The 14,643-nt window shown below is 37.2% G+C and carries 8 protein-coding genes; 1 reads left to right on the forward strand and 7 read right to left on the reverse strand.

Annotated elements, in window-relative coordinates; all coding sequences use genetic code 11:
* Positions 1-183: 183 nt before the first annotated feature.
* From yidC to AQF98_RS08110, 6 genes are all read right to left on the reverse strand, one after another.
* The gene (yidC, locus tag AQF98_RS08085; RefSeq protein WP_055131437.1) at positions 184-1,986 is read right to left on the reverse strand and encodes a membrane protein insertase YidC; all 1,803 of its coding nucleotides are present in this window, start codon (positions 1,984-1,986) and stop codon (positions 184-186) included.
* Positions 1,987-2,006: 20 nt separating this feature from the next.
* Positions 2,007-3,623: a CTP synthase gene (locus AQF98_RS08090; protein ID WP_055131438.1), complete on the reverse strand. Its 1,617-nt coding sequence runs from the start codon at positions 3,621-3,623 to the stop codon at positions 2,007-2,009.
* Positions 3,624-3,941: 318 nt separating this feature from the next.
* Positions 3,942-4,820 carry a family 16 glycosylhydrolase gene (locus AQF98_RS08095; RefSeq protein ID WP_235524197.1) on the reverse strand — a complete coding sequence of 293 codons (879 nt, stop codon included), beginning with the start codon at positions 4,818-4,820 and terminating at the stop codon, positions 3,942-3,944.
* 53 nt (positions 4,821-4,873) lie between these two features.
* On the reverse strand, positions 4,874-6,289 hold the full coding sequence (locus AQF98_RS08100; protein WP_152969670.1) for a PKD domain-containing protein: 1,416 nt from the start codon (positions 6,287-6,289) through the stop codon (positions 4,874-4,876).
* A gap of 11 nt (positions 6,290-6,300) precedes the next feature.
* Positions 6,301-7,809 carry a RagB/SusD family nutrient uptake outer membrane protein gene (locus AQF98_RS08105; RefSeq protein WP_200911859.1) on the reverse strand — a complete coding sequence of 503 codons (1,509 nt, stop codon included), beginning with the start codon at positions 7,807-7,809 and terminating at the stop codon, positions 6,301-6,303.
* A 9-nt stretch (positions 7,810-7,818) separates the two neighbouring features.
* Positions 7,819-10,923 (reverse strand): TonB-dependent receptor, encoded by a 3,105-nt coding sequence (locus AQF98_RS08110; protein ID WP_055131441.1) that lies wholly within the window; start codon positions 10,921-10,923, stop codon positions 7,819-7,821.
* A gap of 289 nt (positions 10,924-11,212) precedes the next feature.
* Here AQF98_RS08110 and AQF98_RS08115 point away from each other — a divergent pair, with 289 nt between their 5' ends.
* Positions 11,213-14,086: a triple tyrosine motif-containing protein gene (locus tag AQF98_RS08115; RefSeq protein ID WP_055131442.1), complete on the forward strand. Its 2,874-nt coding sequence runs from the start codon at positions 11,213-11,215 to the stop codon at positions 14,084-14,086.
* Between the two features lie 6 nt (positions 14,087-14,092).
* On the opposite strand, the gene AQF98_RS08120 is transcribed toward AQF98_RS08115, so the two are convergent.
* Positions 14,093-14,635 (reverse strand): hypothetical protein, encoded by a 543-nt coding sequence (locus AQF98_RS08120; protein WP_055131443.1) that lies wholly within the window; start codon positions 14,633-14,635, stop codon positions 14,093-14,095.
* Between the last annotated feature and the right edge of the window lie 8 nt (positions 14,636-14,643).

The following is a 14,643-nucleotide window of genomic DNA, read 5'->3' on the forward strand; positions in this document are numbered from 1 at the left end:
AGTTAATAAGCGGTTTGGCCTTATTGAAATTTAAAAATTGCAAATTTTATGCACAAAACCACTATTTGTACGTCAAATTTTACAAACAAGAAAAGATTTTTATTGAAGCCCTAAACCTAATGCATAAAAAAACCGCAAATGAATACTGAAATTCATTTGCGGTTCGCATCAATTGAAAAATGATTATTTACCTTTTTTCTCTTGCGTTTTAGCTTGTGCTTGCGTGCGCATATAATCGTCTAAACGAGCTTGAAATTTAGATTTCTTTTTCTCGCCTTCTGGTTTTGTTTTGTTCTCTTGTAAAATGGCGTGAATTTTATCATCATTAACCATCTTTCTAATTAAAAACTGTTGTAAGAAGGTTAACATGTTGGCCAAGAAATAATAATAGTTCAAACCTGATGGATAGCTGTTCAACACACCTAAGAAGATAATTGGCATAATGTAACCAATGTATTTCATTTGTCCGGTTGCACCAGAGATCTGATTATTGAAGTAAGTGTAGATTAAAGTAGAGATGGTCATCAAAATACACATCAAACTCAAGTGGTCGCCAATAAATGGAATGGTGAAACCAAACTTGATAAAATCATCATAAGTTGATAGATCTTTCATCCATAAGAAACTCTCGCCCCTTAACTCAAATAAATTAGGGAAGAAGAAGAAGAAAGCCATTACAAATGGTAATTGTAGCAACATTGGCAAACATCCTCCTAATGGGTTAACACCTACTTTTTTGTACAGCTTTAAATATTCTTGTTGCAATAGAGTTGCATTATCTTCGCCTACCTTAGCTTTAATCTCATCCATTTCTGGTTTTAAGATTCGCATTTTAGCCATAGAGATGTACGACTTGTAGGTTAATGGCGACATGGCAATTTTTAACAAGATGGTAAGTGCCAAGATAATTACACCATAACCCCAGTTAAAGCTTTCCAATAATTTAAATACTGGTAATACAATCCATCTGTTGATGTATTTTAATGGCCAGTAGCCCATATCAACCTGTTTCTCAATTTCTTGACCCTGTGCTTTTAAAGCATCGAATTTATTGGTTCCGAAATAGAACTTAAAGGCATAATTTTGGGTAGCCAATTGCGCAAATGGCAATTGCATATTTGCACCATACCATTTAATCTGGCCCGGTTCTGTACTTACTTTAACCTCTAGGTTTCCTTTCTCAAAAGGTACTTGCGGGATCAATACCGCAGAGAAAAACTGTTGTTTAAAAGAGAACCACTCAATTTTACCTTCGGTTAGTTCTTTCTTCTCGTCTTTACCGATACCTAAATGGTCTGGATTTTTCTCTAAATATTTAAAGAAAGGAGCAGAGTGCTCTTGTTCTTTTTTAGCAGATTTTTCTTGCTCTAATAAAGTAGTTTCCCAGTTTAAAGAAATGTTGTTTCCTTGTACAACTGCGTTTAAACCATTTAAATTAATGTTAAACCCAACATTATTGCTGTTTGGTTTCAAATCGTATACAAATTCAATGTATTTATCAGCATTGTAATTGGCACGCATGATGATCCCTGAAGCTGTTTGAGTAGGGGCAAAATAAAGGTTGTTGGTGTTTACAATTTTACCATCAATATTTAAGTTCAGACCAAACTTGCTATCGCTACCATTAAATAAGATAACTGGTTTGCCACTATAAGTTTTTTGGTTTTTAACTTCTACACTTAAAATTTTACCGCCCAATGTGGTAAAGGTCAATTTTAAATTTTCGTTTTCTAAAACAGAAGTTGCTGCAGTGCCATTAATGTTTGCGCCAAAAGGACCTGCCAAAGTGGTAGAGTCTGGTTTTGTTGGGGCTGTTGGTGTGGTTACTGCTGCAGGAGCTGGTTTAACTCCAGCTTTTTTAAGAGAATCTGCTGTAATTTTTTCTCTTTCCTTTTTCATATCTGCCTCGCTTGGCTTCATAAAAAAGACAGCTGCTCCTAAAATAACCATGATCAGGAACAGACCTGTGAATGTATTTCTATCCATTATGATGTTTTAAACTTGTATTATATTGTTTTCTTTTTGGCGTGCTCCATTGCAGCGGCGACAAATTTAACAAAAAGTGGGTGAGGATTTGCAACTGTTGACTTTAATTCTGGGTGAAATTGTCCACCAACGAAAAAAGGATGGTTTTTTAGCTCTACAATTTCTACCAATTTACTGTCTGGATTGATCCCTGAGGCAATCATTCCGGCTTCTTCATATTGCGCTAAATATTTGTTATTAAATTCATAACGGTGTCTATGACGCTCGGTAATGTGTTGTTTTCCGTACGCTGAGTAGGCTTTTGTGCCTTTTTTGATATCGCATGGATAAGCACCTAAACGCATGGTTCCGCCTTTGGTAGTGATATTTTTTTGCTCTTCCATCATGTTAATTACCTGATGTTCGGCCGTATCATTAATTTCTGTAGTGTTGGCATCTTTTAAGCCCAATACATTACGTCCGTACTCAATTACTGCACATTGCATACCTAAACAGATCCCAAAGAAAGGAATTTCATGCTCTCTCACGTATTTAATGGCTTCAATTTTTCCTTCAATACCTCGACTTCCAAAACCAGGAGCTACCAAAACACCTTGTAAATGGCCTAGTTTCTCTTTTACGTTTTCGGGATAGATGCTTTCTGATGGAATATATTCTACGCGTACTTTACATTCGTTTTTTGCACCTGCATGAATAAATGCTTCAGATATTGATTTATAGGCATCGGGTAATTCAACATATTTACCTACCAGACCAATTTTAACTTCTGCTGTTGGATTTTTTAAACGACCTAAGAAATCTTTCCAGCTTTCCATGTCTGGCTCGTGTTTAGCAGGCAATTTTAATTTGCTCAATACAGTTTTGTCCAATTGCTCTTTCATCATCAATAGGGGCACACTATAAATAGACGATGCATCAATTGATTCGATAACGGCATTGATATTTACATTACAGAACAAGGCAATTTTTTTACGAATGTCTGGACTAATGTGGTGTTCTGTACGGCAAACCAAGATATCTGGTTGGATACCGTATTCTAATAAGGCTTTAACAGAGTGTTGTGTAGGTTTGGTTTTAAGTTCTCCGGCTGCAGCCAAAAATGGGATCAATGTCAAGTGAATTACTATTGCATTGCTAGAGCCTTCTTCCCATTTAAATTGACGTACGGCCTCGATAAAAGGAAGCGACTCGATATCGCCAACGGTACCACCTAATTCTGTAATAACGATATCGTAATTGCCACTATCGCCAAGAATGCGCATGTTGCGTTTAATCTCGTCGGTAATGTGAGGTACTACCTGTACGGTTTTACCTAGATAATCACCCTGTCTTTCTTTGTTGATTACATTTTGGTAAATACGACCAGTTGTAATGTTGTTGGCCTGAGAGGTTGGCGTATTTAAAAAACGCTCGTAGTGACCTAAGTCTAAATCTGTTTCAGCTCCATCTTCGGTTACATAACATTCGCCATGCTCATAAGGATTTAATGTGCCTGGATCAATGTTGATATAAGGGTCGAATTTTTGGATGGTTACACGGTAACCTCTTGCCTGTAAAAGTTTGGCCAATGAAGCGGAGATGATGCCCTTACCTAATGAGGAAGTAACACCGCCCGTAACAAAAATATACTTAGTCATGTTTGTGAGTTTGTGAAATTAATAGGGCTGTGATTGCCTTTTTAATTGCTTTTGTACGGGATACAAAGTTACACAAAAATCTGATGTTAACAGGGAATTAACTAAATATTTTTTGTGGGCTATAGAAGCTTGATAAAGATTGGTTTAGGTGTTTTGCGAAAGAAAAATGAAAAAATGATTGGTTGGTATACACACAATTCTGGGATTAGAGGCAAAAAAAATGCCTGACCAAAGCCAGACATTTATAGGGATGATTTGAATTTGTTTTCAACCCTTGGTGCATGTTTTAACGAACCAAGAGTTAAATGGTGACCACATTTATTTTTCTATTATTTTGTAATAGCGTACATAATCTATTTCCATTTTTTGAGGGAAGATGGTATCATCAATGCCTTGCGCACCACCCCAATCGCCACCTACGGCAACATTCAACAACAGATGGAATCTTTTGTCAAATGGCCATACCTTATAACCTGTACCTTCATTGGCAAATTCAAATATCATTACATTGTCGTAATACCCACGTACGGCATATGGTGTCCAATCTACGCGGTAAATATGGAAAGCTGTACTGGCATCAGGAATTAGTTTTGTACTGCTTTTTTGTGTATTGATCTTGAAATAATAAGCCTCGGTATGGGTAGTGAAATGTACATTGTTTTGATCGTAACCAACGTGTTCCATAATGTCTATTTCGCCAGATTTCGGCCAATCGCCATAAGCCCGATCGGTAGGCAGCATCCATATTGCTGGCCAGGTGCCTCTTCCAGATGGCAGTTTAGCTTTAACTTCAATACGCCCATAGAGTACATCCATTTTGTTTCTGGTTACCAATCGGGTAGAAGTATAAGCCATTCCATTCATGCTTTCTTTTTTAGCAGTAATGAATAGTTTACCGTCTGCCACATTTACATTGTTGATGGAATTGGTATAATATTGCTTTTCGTTATTGCCCCAACCAGATCCGCCAAGGTCATAATCCCATTTACTATCTAATGGCAAACCTGTATAATCAAATTCGTCGGCCCAAGTAGGCGTGGCTTCGAAACTCCATTGTTTGTCAACAATTTCGGTTGGTTTTGGAGGAGTGATAATGATACCATCCTCCTTTTTTGTGGAACAAGATTGGCATGATAATATACAACTTGCTGAGAGTGCAATAAAGTAATAAAGCTTTTTGAACGGTTTAACCATCATATTTCCTGAGTTAATTTACTGTCCGGCAATTAGCCAGACAGTAAGGTTGTTTCTTATTTAAATTCAAAATCATCAATGTAGAAGATACCTGGGTGTGGATGGCCCTCGCCACCCAATTGTACCACAATCTTATCATATAATGTTTGGGCTGAAGAACCTGAGTAATCAAATTCTAGCTGGATCCATGTATTGTATTGTGCTGGTAAAATGGTCTTCACAATTTCGATCTGTGTTTGCCATGCATTGCCACCGAGTAATGAGTTCTGTAGTTTGATGGCCACGGTTGATTTCACTTTACTAAAATCGTTACCACTCGGGATGAATACTTTCATCCTGATCTTGTTTTTTGTAGTTAAATCAAAACGATAAGGTAAAGTAACGTTTAAATTGCCATACTGTCCATCGTCTCCGGTTCTTTTTTCGTAATAACCAACTTTAGCAGAGGTATTTAATGGGAACTTAGAAGGATTATCGTATGATCTCACAAAATCCATGTTTTCAGGTATCCAAGTAATATTAGAGGTGGTTTGGAAATCGTCACTTAGATTGGCAGCTTGCATTGGTTTTTGTACAGGAGGTACAACTGGCCTCACATATCCTTTTCTAATCAGTTTCAAATACCAAGCATTTCCTGCGTTTGATTTATCTAAAGATCTCAACCACATTTCATCTTCAGTAAGTGAAAGAATTTGGTATTGTGAAACACCTAAATAGTAAGATATAAAGCCATTGCCGCTAATGGTGATGTATTTAGTGCCATTAATGGTGGTTACCAACCAGGTTAAATTGGTTGGGGGCGTATAATTTACCATTGGATCTGACGTGCCTGTAGGCCCACCAATACCGGGTGCATTTGAAGCATTGGCAAATGTAGTTCCATTATTGGCATAAGTATATTTTAACGCATTCATGTTAAACGTCATCTCGTCATCGTAAAAGCCCAAACCCGCTTTTTCATTTGGACCAGCTTGGTACCAGTCTGGAAATTGCGAAGCCACTGGTCCAACACCCAAATGTCCTGGTTGTGTTTGGTCAATGATCCAGGTTTTGCCAGTAGCATTGCCTAAACCACCAGAAAGGGTAACAAACGCAGGGTCTGTTAACATGGCCGGGTTAGTTGCAGCAATATTAATGGTTTTTGTAGATGATGCATAACCACCATCTGTTACAATGGTTAGTTTAACGGTATAATTGCCAACTAAAGGATAGGCTGCCTGTACATCATTTCCCTCTGCAGTTGCACCATTCCCAAAGTCCCAGATGGCCCTAAAACCAGGCGATTCGTTTTTGAAATTAATGATATTGGCATTGGCACTTGTTGGTGCTGAGCTAAATTTAACCTGGTCTGCAGTAGGGGCAGCACCTAGATCTTTTAGCGCATTGTCTTTTTTACAAGCGCTAATTAAGGTTAACATCAAACATAAACTTAGCCAGATTGATGTTTTTATTGTGTTTTTAATTGATTTCATTTTTTGAATGATTAATAACCAGGATTCTGTTTAATAACTCCTTTAGTAACATCGATTTCTGATTGTGGAATAGGCAAGTACTCACTTTTGTTAGCTTTATAACCAAGAGGTCCTAAAACTGTTACTGCTCTGCCTGTGCGCACCAAGTCAAAAAAGCGGTGTCCTTCTGTTGCCAGCTCTAATCTGCGTTCGTTATAGATGTTATCTAATGTTGCAGGAACAGATCCTAAACCAACTCTTCCTCTAACTGCATCAAGTAGTTCTTTGGCCCTAGTAGGGTTACTGCCATTTTTAACTAAGGCTTCTGCTTGCATTAGATAGGTGTCTGCCAACCTGATTTCGATTTCGTTAATAGGCCAATTTTGCTCTGCTACACCCAAGGTAGAACGGTAAACTTTTAATGGTGCATATTTTCTAATGAAATAATCGGTGTTTTGGTAACGGGCGTTATAAGTAGCGCCTGCAGCTTTTAAAGCAGCTCCATCAATAATTGTAGCCGCAAAACGAGGATCTGTTTTTAATACATTTACCAAGTCTAAAGTAACCGGACAGAAACCCCATCCACTAGAATAAGTATCGCCATTGTAGGTATCCATACCAATAAATTGAGTGGCTACGTTCCCTTCGCCGCCATTGATCCATCCCCAATCGCCCCATGCTGCATTATTTGAGTGAGGGATTTCTAAGATAGACTCAGAATTGAATTTATTTGCAGGATCAAAAATATCAGCATAATTGGTCATTAATTTATAACCATAAGCATTACCTGTTTTGTTTACATCTTCAAATAAGGTAATGGCTTCTGCCAATTTGGTATTGTCGTTTTGATACAATAAAACTTTGGCCAATTGTGCTTTTGCAGCCCCTTGTGATGTTCTGCCTTTTTCTGCAGCAGCAACAAGAGGGGGTAAGCCTGCAATGGCATCTCTCAAGTCTTTTTCTATCTGCGCATAAATTTGTGCAGGTGCAGATTGTTTTTGTGTATATAACTCTGCAGTTGGTAATGTAGTTACAATTAAAGGAACATTGCCAAACCATCTTACCAGATCAAAATAAAAATAAGCTCTTAAAAATTTAGCTTCTGCGGTTGCCCTTGTTTTAAAAGAAGCAGATAAGGTAGTTGACTTATCAATTTTGCTTAAGATTAGGTTGGCACGGTTAATTCCACTATAGTTTTTGTTCCACAAACCACCCTGAGGTCCAACAAAAGAGCTCATGTTAAAATTGTCATAAGCAACCCATGCTGGTTGATCTGCGGCATTACTACCACCTGCCCAACAATCATCAGAAGCTGCACTTAACAATGGCATTTTCATGGTATAGCCACCAGTGGTGCCCCATTGCATTACATCGTATACTGCAATCACACCTTGCATTACTTCTTTTTCATTTTTGTAGAAATTGTCTTCTAGCGTTGTCCCTTTTGGAGTTAATTCTAAAAAATCTTTCTTACATGATACAAAAATCTGCATCATCGCAACTATTGCGATTGTGCTTTTTATATATTTATTTTTCATCATTTATAATTATTAAAAACCAACATTTATACCAGCAAAATAAGTTCTTGCTTGTGGATAAAAACCACGATCTACACCATAACTGCCACCACCAATCTCTGGGTCAAAGCCTGTATATTTTGTTAGGGTTAATAAATTGTTCGCCATCAAATAAAATCTTATTTTGTTGATGCCTGCTTTTTGGGTCAACTTATTAGGTAGGGTATAACCGATCTGTAATGTTTTGATCCTGAAATAAGAACCATCTTCTATAAATAGGCTAGATACTCTACTGTAGTTCTCATTGGTATCGTTTAAAGTTAGTCGTGGTACTTTGTTGCTTGTACCTTCACCTGTCCATCTGTTTAAAATAGCAGTGGTGTAGTTTGAAGTTGGTAAATCAAATCTTCTTGTTGCATTAAAGATCTGGTTACCAGCAACACCTTGACCTAATACCACCATATCGAAACCTTTGTAGGCCGCATTGAAGGTAATGCCATAAGTGAAATCTGGGGTTGGATCGCCAATAATCTGTCTATCATTAGGGTCAATTGATCCATTACCATTTACATCAATAAATTTAATATCACCAGGTTTAGCATTTGGTTGGATTAAACCACCAGCACTATTCTTGTAATTGTTGATTTCTGCTTGATTTTGGAACAACCCATCACTTCTATAGCCATAAAATGAACCAATGGCATGGCCAAGTTTGGTACGTGTAACCTCCAAGTTTTGAGGGGTTACTGTTTGACCACCTAAAAATTCTTTGTCAGCACCTAAGAATACGATTTTGTTTTTTACAAATGATCCATTGGCAGCAACTCTAAATGAAAAATCGCCAATCTTTTTGTTATAACCCAATTCCAACTCAAAACCAGAGTTTTCAAGATCGGCAATATTACCAATCGGACCATTGTTACCTACATAACCCGGTACGGCAATTTGTAATAACATACCGCTGGTTTTCTTTTTATACCAGTTGGCCGTTAAACTGATGTTGTTAAACAAGGTTGCATCTAAACCAACATCGGTAGAAGATGTTTCTTCCCATCTTAAATCTGGATTAGATAATGCATCTGGACTAACGCCGATATTTAAACCTGCGCTAGTACCCAAAGTGTAGTTTCTGCCACCACTTACCGTAGATAGGTATCTAAAATCGCCAATGTTATCATTACCTGTTACCCCATATGAGCCTCTGAACTTTAAGAAAGTAACATATTTATTTTGAGGAAAGAAGCTCTCTTTGGTGATGACCCAACCTGCAGAAGCAGAAGGGAAGTAACCAAACTTGTTGTTCGGTCCAAAACGTGATGATCCATCTCTACGGATGATACCAGTAAATAAATATTTCTCATCGTAATCATAAGTTAAACGAGCAAATGCAGAGTTCAATGTATTGAGATATTCAAAACCTCCACCATCGCGATTTTCTCTGGCTACTGCAAACCTTAATGAAGCATCTTTAAGATTGTCTACAGGTAGATTTTGGTAGGCTACACTTTGTCCTTCGCCTTTGTTTTTCTGTGCTGAATAACCTAATAAGGCAGTGAAATTATGTTTTTGGATGGATTTGGTATAACTAACTGTATTTTCTAACGACCAGAACAAACCTCTATTAAGGTTTCTGTTGTAAGAATTTACAAGCACACTAAAAGTTGGACTTAAATAATGAACAGGAGTGAAGCCTTGTCCACCATAAAATGCCAAATCGACACCACCTTGCGATCTTATTTTTAATCCTTTGATAATTTCTGCCTCAACATAAGCATTACCTACAATTTTATCAGACCAGCCATTGCCTTGTGCTACTGCCAATGCCGCTAATGGATTTAGGATCTCTGATTGCGCAATTGTAGATATCCCGAATGGGAAACCTTGTGCATTTCTTACTACTGGGTTTGTACTATATGGACTTGCATTAATCTTTGCAGGATCAGTTTCAATAATTGGGGTTATAGGATCCATATTGATCGCTCTGCCCAACGGCGAACCATATTCGCTATTGGTACCTACACCTACAGAATTGGTACGGGTGTAGCCAATGGTCTGGCCAAATTTGATGGCTTTGGTAATCTGGTGGTCTGAATTGAAACGGGCAGTAAATCTTTTGTATTTTGAGTTACTGGTAGCTACAATACCATCTTGATCGAAATAGCCAAAAGAACTATAATAGGTAGATTTTTCATTACCACCACTTATGCTTAATTCGTGATTTTGGATTTTAGCACTGTTGTTAAATACAGCTGCTTGCCAATCTGTACCCACTCCATATTGCGATGGATTAGGGAAACGTGGGGCTGGTATATTTGGCGTTGCCGTTAACTGGGCTTCGTTATATAGTGTAGCAAATTGTGTGGCATTTAGCAGGTCTAGTTTTCTAGCCGGTGCTTGTGTGCCCAGGTAAGTGTTGTAATTTACACTCATCTTTCCACTTTTACTTCCTCTTTTTGTAGTGATGATAATAACGCCATTTGCTGCTCTTGCACCATAAATGGCCGCAGAGGCTGCATCTTTTAAAACCTCAATAGATTCGATGTCTGCTTGGTTAAGGTAGTCTATACCACCACCAACTTGCACACCATCTACTACATACAAGGCTTCACTGTTATTGATAGAGGTTGTACCCCTAATCCGCAGTGTAGCGCCATCGCCAGGTTGGCCAGAACTCGAAGTAATGGTTAAGCCTGACGTTCTACCTTGTAATGATTGCTCGATACGTGTAACGGGCATATTTTCTAAATCGGAAGCCTTTACTTGAGAAATAGCTCCTGTAACCACACTTTTCTTTTGTGTACCATAACCAATTACTACTACCTCACCCAAGCCGCTAGTTTGTTCGGTTAATACAATACTAATAGGTTGGTTGTTGTTTACAGTAAAGCTTTGGGTTTCCATGCCTATTTGTGAAAAGACAAGCACTGCACCTAGTTTGGGAACTTTGATTCGGAAGGCACCATTTTGGTCGGTGGCCACTCCGGTTTTTGTTCCTTCAATTTGAACTGACACCCCTGGTATGGGCAGCCCATCAATTTTGGAGATTACTTTTCCCGATACGTCTATTTCTTGCGCCCAGACACTGGCAGAAAAAAACAGGGAAAACAGCAAAAGAATGAACGTAGATTTTCCTTTCATAACAAATAAATTAAAGTTTATATTTTAGTTAGTTCATCACCATTGTTAACGAGTAGAAACAAGTCAATTTTGGCAATGGATGTAACACAAATATATACGTACAACTACCCGAATGTGAAAAAGTGACCCACTACAATACCCATACAAGAAGTACTTTTTTCTGCAAAATCGATTAGAATACGCAATATGTTACCACAACAAGATGAATTTTCTTATCTTCATGAAACAATAACTACCAAGTACTATAACCAATTGTAAACTACTAACTGAACTAATCTTTTTTAAAGAAATGAGGTTTATCTTTTTGATCTTATTATTCTATTTATTGCCAGTTGGTATGGTAAATGCCCAAGATCCAATTGGCTTGCCACAGGTAACAAGCTATACTGGTTTAGACTATGGAGCGGGTACCCAGAACTGGGGCATTGCACAAGATCATCAAGGAGTTTTATATTTTGCCAATAATGAAGGGCTGTTAACTTTTAATGGTGCGTATTGGAAACGTTATCCTTTTCCTAATAAAACTGTTTTAAGATCGGTGAAGATAGACAAACAAGGAAAGATCTTTGTGGGTGCACAAGACGAGATTGGCTATTATTACCCTGATAAGAATGGAACACTGACCTATAAATCGCTTAAAAATCTGATACCAGCAGCAGATCGTCAATTTGCTGATGTTTGGAATATCGTGTTACTAAATGATGAAGTCTATTTTAGAACAGTAACCAAGATATTTAAGCTAAAGAACAATAAAATAGAGGTATATAGAACTCAATTAACCTGGGTTTACATGGGGGTAGCCAACAATGAAGTTGTGGCTCAAGAAATAAACATTGGCTTAAAAACCCTGAAAGATGGAAAGTGGATAGTGAAGTGTAACGATCCAAGGATCATCAATGCCAACATTACTGCTACACTTCCCTACAAAGGGGATACTTTATTAATTACAACTTTAAAAGATGGGTTGTTTTTGTTAATAAATAATAAACTGATTAAAAAGAATAGCCCACTAGACCATATATTTTATAATGATCGGATCAATGGAGCCATTCAGATCAATGATGATTTATATGCTTTGGGTACCACCTCATCGGCTTTATTGATCATTAATAAAAAAGGAGAGCTGGAAAGACAGTTTTCTTATGCCGAAGGGTTATTGAACAATAACATTAGAAGTATTTTTATTGATCACCACCAAAACCTATGGCTAGGGCTTGACGATGGGATCTCATTTATTGCATTTAACAGTGCAATCAAACATATCTATCCCGATCGGAATAAACAGATCTCGAGTTATGCCAGTCGAATCTTCGACCATAGATTATATGTTGGTACATCTAATGGCTTGTTTTCGGCACCTGTAGATCTCAATCAGACAGATATTAGCAATAGCAAATCGAAATTTGCAGAAGTAAACAATACCAAGGGGCAAACCTGGGGTTTGGCAGAAATTAACAAACATTTGTTATTGGCAAACGAAGAAGGTGCATTTGATGTGAAAAACAACAATGCCAAACAATTGTACGATGCCATTGGGACCTGGTTGTACAGGCCATTGGGCGATAAAGTAATTACGGGAACTTACACTGGTTTGCAGATTTTGGATTTTAAAGATGATGAGCTGGTAAATAATCGAAACTTCCTCTCTTTAAATGAACCCTTAAGATTTGTGGCCATAGACAATAAAGTAAACTGTATTTGGGCGTCACATCCGTACAGGGGTATTTTTAAGATGGATCTTTCTGCCGACAAGCAAAGAATTGTTAAAACAAGCTTGATGACAGAAAAAGATGGTTTGCCATTAACCTTATATAATTATGTGTTTGCACTTAAAAATAAAATAGTAGCGGCCACATCTGATGGGATTTATGAGTATAATCCAAAAAAGAAAAAATTTCAAGTCAGCAGCTTTTTCAGACCAATTTTTAAAAGTATTCCTATTCAATGTTTAGTTGAAGATGATACGGGTAAACTGTGGTTTGTATCAGATAAAAAGGTAGGTGTTGTTGATTTAAAGAAGAAAAGCGGAAATCAGAATTTTACTATTGTTGAACTTCCAGAGCTATCTCAAAAGATTGTAGCCGGTTTCGAAAATATATACCCTTATAACGATAACAATATATTTATCGGTGCCAATAAAGGGCTAATCCATTTAGATTATCAGAAATATGCGGCCAATATCTATAAGCCAAATGTATTGTTAGGCCAAATCCGTATCATGGGTAAAACAGATAGTATATTGTTTGGTGGCTATTTTAACAATGTAAAACCCCAAAAGAAATACAACGCTAAATTGCCTTATAAGTTTAATTCGCTACATTTTGAATATGCGTCTACCTTATTTGAACAAAGAGAGAATATTGAATATAGCTTTCAGCTGAAAGGCTATGATGACGATTGGTCTGCATGGAGCAGTAAAAGTGAAAAAGATTATACCAATTTGGCACATGGCAACTATACCTTTAAAGTTAAGGCAAGAAACAACCTGGGTAACGAATCTGAGCCTGTAACTTATAGCTTTACCATTGCACCAGCCTGGTATCGAAGCAATTTTGCCTATATCATTTATTTTATTGGTTTTATCTTTCTCTTGTATTTATTAATTAAATTCCAAGAGAAGGAACATCAAAAGGAGCAGGATAACTTAAGACAAAAACATCAATTAGAAATAGAAAGAAACGAACAACAGATAACCAAACTCCAAAAGAAACAATTAGAGGCTGATGTAGAGTTTAAAAATAAAGAATTGGCCACTACTACCATGCATTTGGTGCAACGTGGTAAATTATTATCTAAAATAGGAGATGAGCTTTTGCCTTTGGTACAGCAAACCACCAATAAAGACACAGCTAATGATATTAAAAAGGTAATTCGTTTGTTAAATGAGGCTAAAAAGCTAGATAGTGATTGGGACCAGTTTGCTGTCCATTTTGACCACGTTCACGCTAACTTTTTAAGCAACCTGAAAGATAAATATCCTAATTTGAGTCCAAGCGATTTAAAGCTCTGTGCCTATCTAAAAATGAACCTTTCGTCAAAAGAAATTGCACAGCTCTTAAACATTACTCCCCGGGCTGTAGAGGTAAGTAGGTATCGTTTGCGTAAAAAATTGGCTTTAAAGCCCGAAGTGAATTTGTTCGATTTCTTATTTAATAAAACCTAAAAACTTTTATTTAGCTAGTTCACAACACTTGTAGTATGCTTTTACTTTTTGTTCTTTAACAGACCAGGCAATATAGATCTTAGTGTCTTTACCAAGCCTGTAATCAAAACCATTGAGCATGGTTTGTTTAAGTTCATTATAAAAATCCTTATCGGGAACATTATTGTCTGGTTGTTCTTGTTCGGTAACCGCTGGGATTAAAAAGTGTTGCTCATCAAAGAAGTAATTGATCTCATCATTTAAGAATTTAACTTTTTCTTCTTCTTTTTTCAACTCGGCACTGGCCAGGTAACTTTTTAAAAGTTCTGCTGCCTTGATCTCTTGCTTGTAGATTTGTACACCTTTGTAAGAAGTAATGGTAAATAGGAGCGACATGTCCTTCGCTTTTTCACCTTTTAACTCAATTTTAAAGGTGTCTAATTTAACCGTATCTGAAAATGCTTGTAAGACTGTTTTTTTGGTATCTATTGCTGTTTCTTTTGATGGATTGCTATTGCAAGCAGCAAAAAACAAGACAAGGATAAGTAAGCTTAGGGAAGAAGATTTCATATGATGAT

It is taken from the genome of Pedobacter sp. Hv1 (assembly GCF_001412215.1).
Classification (GTDB): domain Bacteria; phylum Bacteroidota; class Bacteroidia; order Sphingobacteriales; family Sphingobacteriaceae; genus Pedobacter.